The sequence below is a fragment of the Bradyrhizobium sp. Bra78 genome (genome assembly GCF_024519855.1).
GTDB lineage: Bacteria > Pseudomonadota > Alphaproteobacteria > Rhizobiales > Xanthobacteraceae > Bradyrhizobium > Bradyrhizobium japonicum_G.
The window spans coordinates 32,052-47,273 of record NZ_JALJRE010000009.1; the positions used below are offsets into that span (position 1 = coordinate 32,052).

General features: G+C 67.4%; 14 protein-coding genes and 1 tRNA gene. 5 read left to right on the forward strand and 10 right to left on the reverse strand.

Annotation, left to right across the window (positions count from 1 at the left end):
* Positions 1 to 38: 38 nt before the first annotated feature.
* Together OC450_RS20405 and OC450_RS20410 are read right to left on the reverse strand one after the other, a co-directional pair.
* Positions 39 to 1,409, reverse strand: coding sequence for a cytochrome P450 (locus tag OC450_RS20405; protein ID WP_211383701.1), 1,371 nt, complete (start codon positions 1,407 to 1,409; stop codon positions 39 to 41).
* A 34-nt stretch (positions 1,410 to 1,443) separates the two neighbouring features.
* Positions 1,444 to 2,814 (reverse strand): hydrolase, encoded by a 1,371-nt coding sequence (locus OC450_RS20410; RefSeq protein WP_211383702.1) that lies wholly within the window; start codon positions 2,812 to 2,814, stop codon positions 1,444 to 1,446.
* Between the two features lie 140 nt (positions 2,815 to 2,954).
* On the opposite strand from OC450_RS20410, the gene OC450_RS20415 reads away from it, so the two are divergent.
* Entirely contained in the window at positions 2,955 to 4,643 is a 1,689-nt protein-coding gene (locus OC450_RS20415; protein WP_262048540.1) for an MFS transporter, read from the forward strand.
* Positions 4,644 to 4,682: 39 nt separating this feature from the next.
* Here OC450_RS20415 and OC450_RS20420 read toward each other — a convergent pair whose 3' ends face one another.
* Both OC450_RS20420 and OC450_RS20425 read right to left on the reverse strand, forming a co-directional pair.
* A complete protein-coding gene (locus tag OC450_RS20420) occupies positions 4,683 to 4,898 on the reverse strand; it encodes a hypothetical protein (RefSeq protein WP_262048541.1) in 216 nt (71 codons plus the stop codon).
* A 168-nt stretch (positions 4,899 to 5,066) separates the two neighbouring features.
* On the reverse strand, positions 5,067 to 5,375 hold the full coding sequence (locus tag OC450_RS20425) for a hypothetical protein (RefSeq protein WP_211383705.1): 309 nt from the start codon (positions 5,373 to 5,375) through the stop codon (positions 5,067 to 5,069).
* A gap of 251 nt (positions 5,376 to 5,626) precedes the next feature.
* Between OC450_RS20425 and OC450_RS20430 the strand changes: the two genes are divergently transcribed.
* A complete protein-coding gene (locus OC450_RS20430) occupies positions 5,627 to 6,676 on the forward strand; it encodes a polysaccharide deacetylase family protein (RefSeq protein ID WP_262048542.1) in 1,050 nt (349 codons plus the stop codon).
* Positions 6,677 to 6,750: 74 nt separating this feature from the next.
* Here OC450_RS20430 and OC450_RS20435 read toward each other — a convergent pair whose 3' ends face one another.
* The 5 genes from OC450_RS20435 to OC450_RS20455 form a co-directional block, all read right to left on the reverse strand.
* A complete protein-coding gene (locus OC450_RS20435) occupies positions 6,751 to 7,170 on the reverse strand; it encodes a hypothetical protein (RefSeq protein ID WP_211383707.1) in 420 nt (139 codons plus the stop codon).
* Positions 7,171 to 7,412: 242 nt separating this feature from the next.
* Positions 7,413 to 7,488 (reverse strand) — tRNA-Thr (locus OC450_RS20440).
* 100 nt (positions 7,489 to 7,588) lie between these two features.
* Entirely contained in the window at positions 7,589 to 9,337 is a 1,749-nt protein-coding gene (locus tag OC450_RS20445) for a heme biosynthesis protein HemY (protein WP_262048543.1), read from the reverse strand.
* A gap of 36 nt (positions 9,338 to 9,373) precedes the next feature.
* The gene (locus tag OC450_RS20450) at positions 9,374 to 10,612 is read right to left on the reverse strand and encodes a COG4223 family protein (RefSeq protein ID WP_262048544.1); all 1,239 of its coding nucleotides are present in this window, start codon (positions 10,610 to 10,612) and stop codon (positions 9,374 to 9,376) included.
* Positions 10,613 to 10,677: 65 nt separating this feature from the next.
* Positions 10,678 to 11,424, reverse strand: coding sequence for a uroporphyrinogen-III synthase (locus tag OC450_RS20455; RefSeq protein ID WP_262048545.1), 747 nt, complete (start codon positions 11,422 to 11,424; stop codon positions 10,678 to 10,680).
* A gap of 151 nt (positions 11,425 to 11,575) precedes the next feature.
* On the opposite strand from OC450_RS20455, the gene tsaD reads away from it, so the two are divergent.
* Genes tsaD through OC450_RS20470 form a run of 3 tightly spaced genes read left to right on the forward strand, consistent with a single transcriptional unit; the run spans position 11,576 to position 14,048 of the window.
* The gene (gene tsaD, locus OC450_RS20460) at positions 11,576 to 12,649 is read left to right on the forward strand and encodes a tRNA (adenosine(37)-N6)-threonylcarbamoyltransferase complex transferase subunit TsaD (protein ID WP_262048546.1); all 1,074 of its coding nucleotides are present in this window, start codon (positions 11,576 to 11,578) and stop codon (positions 12,647 to 12,649) included.
* A 2-nt stretch (positions 12,650 to 12,651) separates the two neighbouring features.
* Positions 12,652 to 13,632 (forward strand): NAD(P)H-dependent glycerol-3-phosphate dehydrogenase, encoded by a 981-nt coding sequence (locus OC450_RS20465; protein WP_262048547.1) that lies wholly within the window; start codon positions 12,652 to 12,654, stop codon positions 13,630 to 13,632.
* 2 nt (positions 13,633 to 13,634) lie between these two features.
* Positions 13,635 to 14,048: an EVE domain-containing protein gene (locus OC450_RS20470; protein WP_256807446.1), complete on the forward strand. Its 414-nt coding sequence runs from the start codon at positions 13,635 to 13,637 to the stop codon at positions 14,046 to 14,048.
* 15 nt (positions 14,049 to 14,063) lie between these two features.
* Here OC450_RS20470 and OC450_RS20475 read toward each other — a convergent pair whose 3' ends face one another.
* Positions 14,064 to 15,158, reverse strand: a complete 1,095-nt coding sequence (locus OC450_RS20475; protein ID WP_211383714.1) for an adenylate/guanylate cyclase domain-containing protein — start codon at positions 15,156 to 15,158, stop codon at positions 14,064 to 14,066.
* Between the last annotated feature and the right edge of the window lie 64 nt (positions 15,159 to 15,222).

Consider the following 15,222-nt stretch of genomic DNA (forward strand, 5'->3'; position numbering starts at 1 on the left):
GTCTCGGTTGATCACGCGATCGGCCAGGCGAACGCCTGTCACCGACGCGTGATGCGGAACATGGGTGAATGGTCCGGCTGGGTCGTGACGACGCCGAGCGGGATCACGGGATTTGCCGTATCGGCAAGCTCGACGCGGAACGCGCCGATCAATCGGGCCAGCGCCAGCACGGATTCGGCTTGCGCGAACGGCGCGCCGATGCAGACACGCGGACCCGCCCCGAAGGGAAGATAGGCGAACCGATCGGGCGCATCCGCCGACATGAAGCGCTTTGGAATGAACGCGTTGGGCTGATCCCACAGCTTCTCGTGCCGGTGCAGCAGCCAGGGCGCGATCATGATGATGTCGCCCTTGCCGATCTCGACGCCGGCCGCGTTGTCCTTCTCGCGCGCCGCGCGGGCGATCAGGAAGGCGGGCGGATAAAGCCGCATCGTCTCCTCGACCACCGCGCGGGTGAATTTCTGGCGATCGATGTCCGCCATGCTGTCCAGATGCTCGCCTCGGGTCTCGGACGCCACCTCCTCCTGCGTGTCCGGATCGAGCGCGAGCAGATAGAGCGCCCAGAACAACGCAGTTGCGGTGGTCTCGTGACCCGCGAGGATCATGGTCGCGACCTCGTCGACGAGCTGCTCGTCCGAAAAGCCCTTGCCGGTTTCCGGATCGCGCGCCTCGTCCATGAGATCGAACAGGTCGCGCGGCGGCGCGCCGTCCTTCTTGCCCATCGCGCGGCGCTCGGCGATCAGCACCGCGACGAATTCGGTCCAGCGCTTGCGGAAGCGCGCCCGGGCACGGTCCATCGGGGTCGGCCAGGACACGGGCAGCACCATGTCGAGGAAGTAGGGCCGGCCAAGCCGCTCGCCATATTCCATGACGAAGTTGCGCAGGGTCGGACCGTGCCGGTCCATGCCGAACGAGAACATGGTGCGCCCGGCGATCTCCAGCGTCATGCGCTGCATGATCTCACGCAAATCAACCGGCTCGCTTGTGCGCGTGTCGAGCTTCGCGATGGTTTCGTCGAGCACCGCCGTCATGTGCGGGACCAGATTTGCAGTGGCGCGCGGCGTGAAGGCAGGCGCGAGGGTGCGGCGCTGAAACGTCCAGGAATGACCTTCCGCAATCAGGAGGCCGTCGCCAAGCACGGGACGTAGCATGCGGATCCCCGCCGGCGTGCGCGTGTAATTCTCGTAATTGCTGAGCAGAACATGCCGGATCGCATCCGGCCGGTTCAGGATGAAGCTGTTGCGGAGGAAGAAGCGGCCCTTGATGATGTCTTCCTCGTAGGCGCGCTGCCCCCAGGTCGCGATCATGTTGTGCCGGAGGACAGCGAGCCGGCCGAGGAACGACATGTCGTCGGGCGCACGCGGCGGGGTCGGAGGGATGATGGGCCGACGCACGCTGGCGATGTTCATTGCTCTCTCCCGCAGATGTGACCCAGGCAAATAGCTAGTAAGTCAGCTCGGCAATCGCAATCCTGTTCTCGGAGGCGGGCCAGGCGCGCGCCACAATTCGTTCTTCGCCGAACTGAGCCACGACGTTACGCCCGACCTCGCTGGCCGGAAGCCGCAGGGTCGCTGCCGAATCCGTGGGCACGCCCGGCTTCACGTCGGCCGGCTGCTTGCCGTCGAGCAGCACCACGTCCCGCGGCAGGCCGAAATAGCCGCGCGGACGCGACATGATCACGACAGCCCCGGCGTCCTTGTCCCCGGCCCCGAGCGGGCGCGCGGCGCGCAGATGCACGACGTCGGACGAGCGCGGGAAGGGCGAGCGATAGATGTGCGTCGTCGGCGCACCCGGCGAAGCGAGGACGAGTTCGAGCGACCAGGAAGGCTCGACCTGCGCCGGCCCCCAGCGGCCGTCGGCGCCGGTCTTGGCGCTGTACACCGCATTGCCCTTGCGCTCTCCGGTTTCGGGATCGACGCGGAAGACATCGACGGTTGCGCCCGCGACCGGACGATTGGTCGGCGCGCCGCCCGGCATGCCCGTCACCAGCCCGCTCAGCCTGACGCTCTGCTCCGGCACGATCGCGATCCGCGCGGGCTCGCGGCCGGCGATGAATTTGTAGATCTCGCGGAAGGCTCGCGGGTGGAACGCCACCTCGCGATGATCGAGCGCGCCGAGCACGAGATTGGTGGCGCCCTTCAACTCCGGACCTTCAACGGTGACGCCGGTCGGGGTGCCGGGCTTGCCGATGAAGCGGCCGTCGGCCTGCGCGTATTTGTCCATGCCGTCGCTGCGCAAGGTGAGGAAGGCAACACCCGGGGTCACCTCGCTCTCGCCCTCGTTCAGGCCGCGCAAGAACGTGCCGCGGCCGTTGAACTCGCTGTTGGGCTGGTCGTCGGTCGCGAACACGCCGTGATTGGGCGTGCCGCACAGGACGGCGTGGCTGACATCGCCGGCGCCACCGCTCTTGATCACGTTGCGGATCGCATAGCCGCCGCGGGAGCTCCCGACCAGCGCCACGCGGGACGCGCCGGTGCGGCGCTTCAGATCCGCGATGGCGGCGGCGAGCTCGCGGCGCTGGTCCTCGGTCGAGGAGCGGCCCGCCTGCTCGACCTTGTCGTCGCTGCGCGCCAGCGGATCGGTGAAGTTGATCGCTGCCATGCGATCTCGGGCGATGCCATTGGATTCCATCCGCCACATCGTGGTGATCCAAAGCGCGTCGTAATCGCCATTGCCGTGGACGAACAGGATCGGGGGCACCTCGGTCGTCTGTGCCGCGGGCGCGCTCTGGGCCAGCGCACCCATCCGCAAGCTCGCAACCGCGAAAGGCAGGCTGCTGGCACCTTGCAGGATCGTCCGTCGCGACAGCTTCATTTGTTCCTCCTCCGGCAAAACCACGTCTTTGCACCGCTTATACCGGCCTAACCACTGGACAGCGAAGGACTTTCGCGGGCATCACTGAACTTGCCGGAATCACCCTAAGACCACTTCTGCCAGCCCATTTGGAAGGGGATATGACCGAGCAGACGAACCGTCAGAAAATTGCGGCCGACGGCATCACCGCGCCGCTGCGCTACACCGTGTTCCGGCGCATCTGGCTCGCCAGCCTGCTCTCCAATCTCGGCCTGCTGATCCAGGGCGTGGGCGCCGCCTGGGCGATGACGCAGATGGCGGCCTCGGCGGACAAGGTTGCGCTGGTGCAGACCGCCTTGATGCTGCCGATCATGCTGATCTCGATGCCGGCCGGCGCCATCGCCGACATGTATGACCGCCGCATCGTCACCCTGGTCTCGCTCTCGATCGCGCTGACCGGCGCGAGCGCGCTCACGGTACTGGCCGGACTGAACCTGATCACCCCGGAAACGCTGCTCGCCTTCTGCTTCGTGGTCGGCAGCGGCAACGCGCTGTTCGGTCCGGCCTGGCAGTCCTCCGTCAGCGAGCAGGTGCCCCCCGATGCGCTGCCGTCGGCGGTCGCGCTGAACGGCATCAGCTACAACATCGCGCGCAGCTTCGGTCCGGCGGTCGGCGGCGTCATCGTCGCCGCGTTCGGCGCTGTCGCCGCCTTTGCCTGCAACGCGATCCTCTATCTGCCGCTGCTGGTGGTGCTGTTGCTGTGGCGGCGCAACACCGAGCCCTCGCGGCTGCCGCGGGAGAAGCTCAACCGCGCCATGGTCTCGGGCTTCCGCTACATCACCAATTCCCCGCCGATCAAGATCGTGCTGTTGCGCACCTTGGTGATGGGCCTGATCGGCGGCGCCATCATGGCGCTGATGCCGCTGGTCGCGCGCGACCTGCTGCATGGCGGCGCGCAGACCTACGGCATCATGCTCGGCGCCTTCGGCATGGGTGCCGTGGTCGGCGCGCTCAACATCCACGAATTGCGCAAGCGCATGAGCGGCGAGGCCGCGATCCGCGCCTGCACCATCACGATGGCGTTCGCGATGGCCGCCCTGGCCGTGAGCACCGAGCCGGTGCTGACGGCGGCTGCGCTGGTGCTTGCGGGCGCTGTCTGGATGGCCGCCGTCGCGCTGTTCAACATCGGCGTGCAGCTCTCGGCGCCGCGATGGGTCGCGGGCCGCTCGCTCGCGGCGTTCCAGGCCTCGATCTCCGGCGGCATCGCGATCGGTGCCTGGGGCTGGGGCCATCTCACCGACTATGCCGGCGTCGAGGTCGCGCTGCTGACGGCCGCCGGCCTGATGCTGATCTCGCCGCTGCTGGGACTCTGGCTCACGATGCCGCGCGTCGGCGCCCGCAACGAGGATGCCGATCTGCTGGCCGATCCGGAAGTCAAGCTGTCGCTCACGGCGCGCAGCGGGCCGCTGGTGGTCGAGATCGAGTACCGGGTCGCCCAGGAGAACGCGCGCGCCTTTCACAACGTGATGCAGGACGTGCAGCTCTCACGGCAGCGCAACGGCGCCTATGGCTGGTCGATCGCGCGCGACATCGCCGATCCCGAATTGTGGACCGAGCGCTATCATTGCCCGACCTGGCTCGACTACTTGCGCCAGCGCAACCGCTCGACACAGTCCGAACGCGCACTGCATCAGGAGGCGATCGCCTTCCACATCGGTCCCGATCCGGTGCGTATCCGCCGGATGCTGGAACGTCCGTTCGGCTCGGTGCGCTGGAAGGAGGAGACGCCGGACCAGGCTGCAAGTGAGGTGCTGCCCGTGGTCGCGACCGCGGCGGGGAGCAGCACGTAGGTTTTGTCAAACACTCTGCCGTCGTCCCGGCGAAGACAATTACTGCCCGTTATCCGTCAGCACCTTCTCACAGCCCTTGCTCAGCCGCGGACGATTCTGCTTCAGGCAGGCGAGCACGGCCTGGTCGCCATTGTTCATCACGGCGCGGCAGAAGCGCGTGACGTCGCGCGCGCAGGCATCATGTCCAGGCTGCTGTTGCGCTGATGCGCCCGATGCGCACAGGAGCAAAGAAATAGCGAAAAGAAATCTGGTCATCGCGCAATGCCTCTAACCCGGAAGATGTGCGGGCGAAGCTAGTGCGACGATCCCTTAGCCGCAACGGCTTTATTGGCAGGCTGAATGGCGCCATCGCGTGGCCCCGGCTTGTGGCCGGGGCACATCGCGAGGGGAGCTGACCGACGCAACGATTATTGTGTTGCGCGTTTACTGGCTGTCCTGGGCGTCGGCGACCTTGCGTGACGCGCCCTTGGCGAGATCCTTGTCCATCACCGCACGGCAGCCGGCGCTCAGGTCGGAGCGATGCTTCATCATGCACGCCGTGATCTTCGGGATGTTGGGGATTTCCGACGAGCACAGGCGGAAGGCGTCGCCGGTGCACTGCTGCTGCGCCTCGGACGAGAAGGCGAAGCTCGATGTCGTCGAAACGATCGAAACGATGGCGGCAAAGCCCAGAGCCAGGCTGGTGTCGCGGATCTTGCTACTCAGGGACTTGGTGTTCAGCGAGTTGGTCATTTGAAGCTCCCATTGGCACCGCTCGGCGGGCCCGTTGTTGATGGGACCCAAGATGCTCCAACAAACTCCTTTCCACTGTGATGATGGTCACAGGCGCCCCTGTCACTGTGACATCAGTCACACAAGCCGACCTATCTGAAATTCCTCCGTAAACGCCGTCGTGTTGGTGTCACGTTAACCGCTCCTTCGCATTAATGGCTCGTCGCGCGGGAAATTCCGCAGGTTTGGTTGCGTAATTGGAAAGAGTAGCGATGCGTAATGCGTTGGGCCTGATGTTGGCCAGTGTCCTTGCGGCGGTCGTGATCGCGGCCGGCGGTTGGTTTTATTATTCCTCGCGCGCCGATCAGGCCGCTCCCAAAACAATGGCCGCCCGTACCGCCGATCCATTGCCGGCACCGGCGAAGCTCGCCGCCAAGGACGACGTCGAGACCACCGCCGCACTCGCCGGCAAGCCGTCGGCCCCCGCTCCGGCGCCAGTGCCGGCCCCGGCCATGCCGGTGCAGCAGAAACAGGTCTGCGCCAATCCGAACGCGCTGGGCGTGTCCCGCGTGGTCGAGATCGACACCACGGGCGGACCCGGCTTCGGCTTCGACCATTTCAAGCAGTTCGACTTCCTCACCGACAAGGAGGTCGTGCTGACCTTCGACGACGGTCCCTGGCCCGTGAACACGCCCGCGGTGCTGAAGGCGCTCGCGGACGAATGCACCAAGGGCCTGTTCTTCTCGGTCGGCAAGCACGCGACCTATCATCCGGAAATCCTGCGCCAGGTGCTGGCGCAGGGCCACACGATCGGCGCCCACACCTGGTCGCACGTCAATCTGAACGGCAAGAAGATGACGGAGCAGCAGGCCCTGGACGAGGTCGAGAAAGGCTTCAGCGCCGTGAAGTTCGCGCTCGGCACCAATCCGGCGCCGTTCTTCCGCTTCCCGCAGCTTCAGCACAATCCGGCGATCGTGACCTATTTCGGCACCCGCAACGTCGCGATGTTCTCGACCGACATCGACTCCTTCGATTTCAGGAAGGGCGCCACCCCGGACAAGATCATCAGCAACGTGATGACCAAGCTCGACAAGCTCGGCAAGGGCATCATCCTGATGCACGACTTCCAGAAGCACACCGGCGAAGCCATGCCGGCGCTGCTCGCGCGCCTCAAGGCCGGCGGCTACAAGATCGTGCAGATGAAGGCCAAGACGACTTTCCAGACGCTGCCGGAATATGACGAAGCGCTGCTCAAGGAATTGAAGGTGCCGACCTCGAGCGCACGCCCGATCGGAAGCGTGGTGCAAACGGTTTCGCAGTAACGAGACCACCGCTTCAATACGCGCATGGCCGGGCTTTCGCCCGGCCATTTGCTTTTCAAGGGGACGCGGCCTGCTTACCAATAGATGCCGTGGCGATGCAGCTCGCTGATGATGCGGCCTTCGGTCCAGGTGCGCTTGTGCTTCGGCTTGTCCGCCCTTGCCGTCTTCGCGGGCTTGGTCGTCCTGACCGGCACTGACGCGGTCGTCGTGGTCGCGGCGGGAGCTGTCGTCGCGACGGGCGCAGGGACAGGAGCAGGGGCAGGGACAGGAGCGGGCGCCGGGATTGCCGGCGGACGATCGACATATTTCGGAGCTTCGACGGCCGGCGCGACCTCGCTGACTTGCGTCGTCGTGGCGGTCGTCGCCGCCGTCGTGGCGGCTTGCGGAGCGGCGGCACGCTCACTCGCCGCGGACAGCGACAGGCTGCGTGCGCCGTCTGCCTGGGCAGACGCGGAACCCAGGACCATGGCGGTGATCAGAATGATCTTGCGCATATGAAATCTCCCCGTGTTGGCGTGGCCGCGACACTACGGAAGTCATGCCTGAAGTTATGTGATCGCGATCACCCGGGCCGCTGCGCGACCTCGAACGCTCCCACGGTGATACAACGGCCGCGCTCTGCGCGACCCATCTGGACCGTGCACTCGTGCGGGCTGGATGCGCCGGCAAAAACACCGGGCTTGCGAGGAGCCGCGCTTGCGAGGATCGGATGAACCTGAGTAGACGTTCGGAGCGCTGGTGCCGCAAGAGGGACTCGAACCCCCGACCCCGTCATTACGAATGACGTGCTCTACCAACTGAGCTATTGCGGCGAACCCTGCCGGGACCCAAGCAAAGCCGGTCCCGTTACGCGCGCTCCTGATATCGGGCATGGCCCGAATTGGCAAGGTGGCGCCGGCTTCGAAATGCCCCTCACGCGCCCCAGCGGGACCAGAATCCGCGCCAGCCGCCGGCCTGGGCCTTTGCAGCGTCCCTGGGCGTGCCGATTTGTTCCGTGAATTCATCGCTCGGACCCTCGTCATCGATCCCGGGATCATCCGGGGCGCGGATGATCGGGATGACGGCGGGAATCGGCGCCGGTGAGGGCTTGCCGAGGTCGGCGCGGGTCCGGAACACCGGCGTCGCCGCCACCGGCGATGATTCGGCCGGCTCGGGCGCTGGTTGGACCGGCTCGGCGGGCGTGGCCGCGGGCTCTTCCTCGGCAACGGGAGGCGAATTGTCCTGTGCCGCCGGCGCTGGATCGGGCGCCGTCGCAGGCGGTTCCTCGGGGCTTTCGATCGGAACTGCGGTCACCCGCTTCGGGGGCGGGGCCGCCAGCATGGCTTCCTCGAAGGCCGATGACTCGATCATGTCGCCCTTGCCGGACGGCAGGCTTGCGACCGGCGTCTGCCACTGGAACGCGTCGAGCCGGCCGGTGACCGGGGAGACCGGACGCCAGCGGTCGCTGACATAGCCGTCCGCGGTCCAGGCCGGGTCGTGGCGGGCCCGCACCGCGCGCAAGGTCCAGGCGCGGGCGCGGCCGCTGTCGCCATGCTCGGTGCGCTCGAGCTCGGCCATCAGCAGCGCAACGCGCTGGGTCGGATCGTTGACGTAAGGCGCCAGCACCGCGCGCGCACGGGCGAACTCGGACGCATCGATCGCGGCGCGCGCGATCGCGAGCTGGCCCTCGACATGGCCGACCCTGTCGGCAGGAACCTTGGCGGCGAGTGTCTCGACCCGCTGCAAGCGCTGCCGCGCCGAATCGCCGAGCTTCACATGCGCATAGGCATCCGCGAGATCGGGATGCGGATTGGCGAGCCAGGCGGCTTCCACCAGCTTCATGGCGCGGCGCACCTGATGCGCCTCGCTCTCGAATTTTGCGGCGAGCACTGCGGCCGGGACCAGCGTCGGCGCGAGCTTGACCGCCTCCATCACGCTCTCGCGTGCGACGTCGCGATCCATCGTTTCCAATTCCAGCGCGCGGGCGGCAAGCAGCACGCCGCGCTGGCGGCGATAGGCCTGCCTGTCGATCAGGCCCGAGGACAGATTCGAATCGAGGATCGCGAGCGCGCCGCTCCAGTCGCCGCGTGCACAGCGGAAGCCGAGCACGGCATGCGAGGCCCAGGTCGAGGACGGCGACAGCTTGATCGCTTCCTCCGCGATCATCACGGCACCGACCGCATCGTCGGCGCGCTGCGCCTCGATGAACAGGCCGCGCAGGCCGAGCAGGCGCGTGTCCTCGCGCTCGGCCATGGCGCGGAAGACGCGCTGCGCCTCGTCGCGATTGCCCTCGAGCTGCGCGGACTGCGCATGCAGGAGCAGCGCGAGCGGATCGTTCGCGGCCAGCCGCCGCGCGGTATCGGCGTGGCGGCGGGCGAGCGCGGTGTCGCCATGGCCGATCGCGAGCAGGCCGTGGGTGATGGCATGGCGGCCGCGGGCGTGGCGCTTGTCGTGACGGCGGCGGCGCAGGCGTCCCGGCGCACGCCAGATCATCGTCACGAGGCTCCAGACCAGCACGACCGCCGCGGCAAAGAGGCCGAGCAGGAACACGAATCTCGGAAGCGTCGTCGTGGCGCGGAAACCGCCCGCGGTCAGGACGAGCTCGCCGGGTTGATCGGCAACCCAGGCCGCGCCGGCCGCCGCCAGCGCGATCAGGACGAGGAAGAGGACGATGCGAAGCATGGCGATCCCTATACGCGCAGATTGTTGCGCGAAGCTTTATTGAGCAGGCTTGACGAGATCCGCCATGGCATCGTCGGCGAATTTGCGTGAGGCGGCGAGCGCAGCGTCGCGGGCATCGGTCTTGTCGAGCCAGGCCTGTGCCGGGGCGCGATCGGCCTCGGGCAGCGACTTCAGCTCGCGCCGCGCCTCCACGAAATCGTTGCGGAGCGCCGCGGCCGTCACCCGTGAGACGATGGCACCGCGATCGTTGCCGACCCCGTCGGTACGCTCGATGCGGACGAGTTTTGACGCTCCCGCCTGGAGGCGCTCGACGATGCCGGCGCCGCCGCTCTGGGCTTCCGCCGGTGGCGACAGTTTTGGCACGATGTTGAGGAGCTCGCGGCTCAGCGCGACCGGCGTCGGAATGCCTGACGACGCGAAGGTGTCGAGCGGCTTCAGCCCATCGGGTTTGGCCGCGAGCGACCGCGCCGCGGCCAGTTGCGGCCCGTAAGCGTCTCCGTGGCGAACGGCGACGTCGAGCAGGGCCGCGGCCACCACATGGCGCAGCGCCTTGTCGTCCATCGTCCTGGCGTCGGCGATCTTCTCGCTTTGCTGCGCGAGTTCGGCACGGTCGGTCTTGCTGGCGCGCTCGAGCTGCGCGATGCGATTGGCGAGATCGGCGGAAGCAGCATCGCGCGGCGCGGATTTCGCGTCGTTCAAGGCGCTCGCGGTCTTGTCGGATTGCGCGCGCAGACTGGCGATGTCGCTGCGCAGGCTGCTTGCGGATTTCTCCAGCGCGTCGATCCGCGCCAGCAGGGCCGGATCGGCAGCGGGCTTGCCAGCCTTGGCCTCGACCGCGGCAACGCGCCCGTTCAGCGCATCCACGGTTGCGCTCGTCACTTGCGGCGCGGCCGGCGGCGCCTGCACCGCCGGCCAGCCCAGCATCCAGCCGACCCCGATCACGACCGCGGCTGCAGCAGCGCCGGAGACCGGAGCGATAACCCAGGGCGAAATCGAAGGCGATACGGGCGCGGCCGCAACGGACGGCCGCTCGGCGGCCTCGGGCTGAGGTTCGGCCTTGGTCTCCTCGAACTTGGTCTCCTCGAATTTGGCCTCTTCGAATTTGGCCTGCTCATCTCCTGCCTGGCCGGTCGCCGGCTGAGCCTCCGGCTCGCCCGCAACCTCGTGCGGCTGGGTGGAGACTTCGGTTGCCTCGAGGTCGATGGTGGGCGGAGTGCGCTTGGCACGGCCGGACTCGGGAGCCAATCCTGTGTCTTCAGGCTTGTCGTCGGCCATCGTGACGGTTCCTCACACTTACATGCCCTGAGCGGACCCGATTGCGTCGGATTCGGCCCGTTCTCTTACGCCAAACGGGTCCGCAAAGCACGCTCCAAGGTCTCAAACAAGGCATTTTCGTCCGGCATCGCGGCCACCAGAACCTGCGAGGCGCCGGCCTCGCGCAGCACGCCTGCGACCGTCTCGGACAGGCAGCATTGCGGAATTGCCAGGGCCGAGATTTCGACGCCTTCGCCTCGCGCCGCATCCAGGAAGGCGCGCGCGCTGCGCCGGGAGTAATGCAGCACCGCCTCGATCCCATGGGCGGCAAAGCCCTCGCAGACCTCGCGCGGCAACAGCTTGACCGGCGCCATGCGATAGGTGGTCTGCGTGACGACGTTGAATCCCTCGGCGCCGAGCTCGCCGCCGAGATCGCGCGACAGATCCGCGCCCGCCAGATAGAGCAGCGTACTCTTCTTCTTCAGCACCTTGGCTCGCACGCTCTGCATGACCTTGTCGCGCAAGGCCGCGGCATCGCCGCCGGCGACGATCACTTCGGCAAAGCCGGCGTCGCGCGCGGCGGCGGCGGTATGCTCGCCAACCGCGAACAGCGGCAGCTGTGACAGATCGAGGTCCTGCAACTGCGGTGCGACGGCGCGGATCGCGTTGGCCGATGTCACGATGATGCCATCATAATCGGCCTCGCTTTCATCGTGGAAAGCGACCGGCTCGAACTTGAGCACCGGGGCGAGCAGCACCAGATGACCCCGCGCGCGCAGATTTTCCGCCGTCGCCTCATTGTCGGGATGCGGCCGTGTGACAAGAATGGACATCGCTTGTGTTCCCGAACCGCGTGGCGGTGACGCATTCACGAGGAGAGCTGCGCGTGACGATTGCGCAGGCCGACCCCGGAATGCTACCGGACGTACCAGAACTCTGCTTTACGAATGAGCGCAAGGCCGCAAATTGGATAACAATTCGCCAATGCTGGTATTGGGCATCGAGACCACCTGCGACGAGACCGCCGCGGCGGTGATCGAGCGCGCGCCTGACGGCAGCGGCAAGATCCTGTCCAACATCGTGCGATCGCAGATCGAGGAACATGCCCGGTTCGGCGGCGTCGTGCCGGAGATCGCCGCGCGCGCCCATGTCGACTTGCTCGACGGCATCATCGACCGCGCCATGCAGGAGGCCGGCATCGGCTTCGCCCAGCTCAATGGCGTCGCCGCGGCTGCGGGGCCGGGGCTGATCGGCGGCGTCATTGTCGGGCTCACCACTGCGAAAGCGATCGCGATGGTGCACGACACGCCGCTGATCGCAGTGAACCATCTTGAAGCGCACGCGCTGACGCCGCGCCTGACCGACGCACTCGAATTTCCCTATTGCCTGTTCCTCGCCTCGGGCGGCCATACCCAGATCGTCGCCGTCACCGGCGTCGGCCAGTATGTGCGCCTCGGCACCACCGTGGATGATGCGATCGGCGAGGCCTTCGACAAGGTCGCGAAGATGCTGGGCCTGCCCTATCCGGGCGGGCCGCAGGTCGAACGGGCGGCGAAGAGCGGCGATGCCACGCGCTTTGCGTTTCCGCGGCCGATGCAGGGACGCCCCGACGCGAATTTCTCGCTGTCGGGATTGAAGACGGCCGTGCGCAACGAAGCGAGCCGGCTCACTGAGATCACGCCGCAGGACGTCAGCGATCTCTGCGCGAGCTTCCAGGCCGCGGTGATGGACTCGACGGCCGACCGGCTGGGCGTCGGCCTGAAGCTTTTCCGCGAAAAGTTCGGTCCCCCGCGCGCGCTCGTTGCGGCCGGCGGCGTCGCCGCCAATCTGGCGATCCGCGGTGCCTTGCATGACGTCGCGCGACAGGCCAAGACGCAGCTCATCATGCCGCCGCCCGCACTCTGCACCGACAACGGCGCGATGATCGCCTGGGCCGGCGCCGAGCGCCTTGCGCTCGGCATGACCGACACGATGGAAGCGCAGCCCCGCGCGCGCTGGCTGCTCGATGCCAACGCCACGGCGCCGGCCGGCTACGGCAACACGCGAGCGGGATACTAGCAATGACCGCGTTCCACTCCGTCGCGGTGATCGGGGCCGGCGCCTGGGGCACGGCGCTGGCGACGGTCGCCGCGCGGGCCGGACGGAACGTGACGCTGTGGGCGCGTAACGCCGAGCACGCGACGCGGATCGCATCGACCCGCGACAATCCGCGGCTGCCGGGCGTGATGCTCGCACCGGAGATCATGGTCACGAGCGACCTGTCCCTCGCAGCGCGCGCGGACATGCTGCTGATTGCGACGCCGGCGCAGCATCTGCGCGGCGCCGTCAACATGCTGGCCTCGCATCTGGCGAAACCGGTGCCGATCGTCGCCTGCGCCAAGGGCATCGAGCACGGCACCCATAAGTTCATGACCGACGTCATCGCTGAAGCCGCGCCGCACGCGCAGCCGGCGATCCTGTCGGGCCCAAGCTTTGCCGACGATGTCGCGCGCGGCCTGCCGACGGCGGTGACGCTGGCGGCGAAGGACGAAGCCATCGCCAGCCGCCTGGTGCAGGCACTGGGCTCGGCGACGTTCCGGCCCTATCACACGACGGATGTGCGCGGCGTCGAGATCGGCGGCGCGGCCAAGAACGTGCTGGCGATTGCGGTTGGCATCGCGGTCGGGCGCAAGCTCGGTGCTTCTGCCCAGGCTGCGCTCACGACCCGCGGCTTTGCCGAGCTGACGCGCCTTGGCCGCGCGCTCGGTGGGCGCGGTGAGACGCTCATGGGTCTTTCCGGCCTCGGCGATTTGATCCTGACCTGTTCGAGCCTGCAGTCGCGCAACTTTGCACTCGGGCTGGCGCTCGGCCGCGGCGAGCAACCGCCCGCCGGCAAGCTCGCCGAGGGCGAGTTCACAGCGCCGGTGCTAATCGAACTCGCAGCTTCGCAAAACATCGAGATGCCGGTGTCAGAGGCGGTCGCGGCGATCCTGAGCGGAAAGAGCACGATCGACGCCGCGATCTCGGGGCTGCTGACGCGCCCCTTCAAGGCAGAGGAATGAACATGGCGTACTGGCTGGTGAAATCCGAACCGTCGGTGTGGTCCTGGGACCAGCAGGTGGCGAAGGGCGCCAAGGGCGAAGCCTGGACCGGCGTGCGCAATTACACCGCGCGCATCAACCTCGTGAACATGAAGAAGGGCGACAAGGCGTTCTTCTATCATTCCAACGAGGGCAAGGAGATCGTCGGCATCGCCGAGATCATCAAGGAAGCCTACCCCGACCCGACCGACAAGACCGACAAATTCGTCTGCGTCGATATCAAGGCCGACAAGCCGTTGAAGACACCGGTGACGATGGCGGCGATCAAGGCCGAGAAGAAGCTGGCCGACATGGCGCTGGTGAAATATTCGCGCCTTTCGGTGCAACCGGTGACGGCGGAGGAGTGGAAGCTCGTCTGCAAGATGGGCGGAATGTAATTCGCTCCATCTTCGCTACGCTATCCGGGCCTGCGGCTCCGGCAGCGCAAAGACCTCGCATGGCGCGGCGATGCCGCGCAGCGGATGCGGACCGAGCGCGACGAGCGGCATGTCGGTCTCGGCGGCGAGCGCGCCCGACACCAGCACGGTCCTGCCGAGCGGCTTGCACAATCCTTCGAGCCGGCTGGCGAGATTGACGGCGGGGCCGATCGCCGTGAAATCGAGTCGGTTGGCAGCGCCGATATTGCCCCACAGCATCTCGCCGAGATGAAGGGCGGCGCCGAACGCGAGCGGCGGCAGTCCCTGGGCACGGCGCTCCGCGTTGAGATACACCATTCCGGCTTCGGCCGCGCCCGCGGCGCGCAGGGCCGAATCGCAGGCGCGGCGCGGTGAAGCCTCGACCACCGGAAAGATCGCGAGCACGCCGTCGCCGATGAATTTCAGCACCTCGCCGCCGAAGGCGTGGACCGCGCCGGCGATGCGATCGAACCAGGCGTCGAGCGACGCGATGACATCGGCGGGCGGTGTGGTTTCCGACAGCAGCGTGAAGTTGCGCAAATCGGCATAGAGCAGCGCGGCCTGAATGGTCTCGCCGAGATCGCGCCGCAGGGGTGCCGCGAGCACACGCTCCGCGCTGCGCTTGCCGAGATAGGCATCGAGCGTCGCGCGCAACGTGGCACGCGCGGCAAGCACCGCAAGAGGCGTCGCGGCGAAACGCGCGGCCTGGCGCAATTGCTCGATCTCGTCCGCGGTGAACGGACGCGGCCCGATCCAGCCGAGCAACGGACCATCGGGCCGTCCGACCGCGTCTTCGTGCACCTTGCCGTCCGCGATGTCGCGCAGCCAGCGGCGGCCGGCATCGTTGGGCGGATCGGGCGCAAGGCCCCCCGGCGCGAAGCCGAGCGCCTCGATCACGCGGCCGCCGTCTGCGCGCCACAGCCAGGTCCGCTTCGCGATCAGCGGGTGCGGCACCTCCAGCGTCAGGCTGCCTGCCGCAAGCGGCACGCCGTCGGCGAGCAGGTGCGCGCCGAGGTCCGCGAGCAGGCGGTCGGCGCCGGGGCTGTCCGAGGCAGCGTCGACAAGCCAGGCGAGGGTCGGGGAGAGTTGCATTGTCCGATGATGGCGAAGATGGGCCGTCTTTGTCACGGGCAATCCTTGACGGGCTGCTTTGGGG

What these genes read in the sequence shown, in the direction of transcription:
- OC450_RS20475 (WP_211383714.1), bottom strand. Translation starts at nt 15,158, where the DNA reads ATGCAACTCTCCCCGACCCTCGCCTGGCTTGTCGACGCTGCCTCGGAC.
- OC450_RS20405 (WP_211383701.1), bottom strand. Translation starts at nt 1,409, where the DNA reads ATGAACATCGCCAGCGTGCGTCGGCCCATCATCCCTCCGACCCCGCCG.
- OC450_RS20470 (WP_256807446.1), top strand. Translation starts at nt 13,635, where the DNA reads ATGGCGTACTGGCTGGTGAAATCCGAACCGTCGGTGTGGTCCTGGGAC.
- OC450_RS20455 (WP_262048545.1), bottom strand. Translation starts at nt 11,424, where the DNA reads ATGTCCATTCTTGTCACACGGCCGCATCCCGACAATGAGGCGACGGCG.
- OC450_RS20450 (WP_262048544.1), bottom strand. Translation starts at nt 10,612, where the DNA reads ATGGCCGACGACAAGCCTGAAGACACAGGATTGGCTCCCGAGTCCGGC.
- OC450_RS20445 (WP_262048543.1), bottom strand. Translation starts at nt 9,337, where the DNA reads ATGCTTCGCATCGTCCTCTTCCTCGTCCTGATCGCGCTGGCGGCGGCC.
- OC450_RS20410 (WP_211383702.1), bottom strand. Translation starts at nt 2,814, where the DNA reads ATGAAGCTGTCGCGACGGACGATCCTGCAAGGTGCCAGCAGCCTGCCT.
- OC450_RS20415 (WP_262048540.1), top strand. Translation starts at nt 2,955, where the DNA reads ATGACCGAGCAGACGAACCGTCAGAAAATTGCGGCCGACGGCATCACC.
- OC450_RS20425 (WP_211383705.1), bottom strand. Translation starts at nt 5,375, where the DNA reads ATGACCAACTCGCTGAACACCAAGTCCCTGAGTAGCAAGATCCGCGAC.
- OC450_RS20435 (WP_211383707.1), bottom strand. Translation starts at nt 7,170, where the DNA reads ATGCGCAAGATCATTCTGATCACCGCCATGGTCCTGGGTTCCGCGTCT.
- OC450_RS20420 (WP_262048541.1), bottom strand. Translation starts at nt 4,898, where the DNA reads ATGACCAGATTTCTTTTCGCTATTTCTTTGCTCCTGTGCGCATCGGGC.
- OC450_RS20465 (WP_262048547.1), top strand. Translation starts at nt 12,652, where the DNA reads ATGACCGCGTTCCACTCCGTCGCGGTGATCGGGGCCGGCGCCTGGGGC.
- OC450_RS20430 (WP_262048542.1), top strand. Translation starts at nt 5,627, where the DNA reads ATGCGTAATGCGTTGGGCCTGATGTTGGCCAGTGTCCTTGCGGCGGTC.
- tsaD (WP_262048546.1), top strand. Translation starts at nt 11,576, where the DNA reads ATGCTGGTATTGGGCATCGAGACCACCTGCGACGAGACCGCCGCGGCG.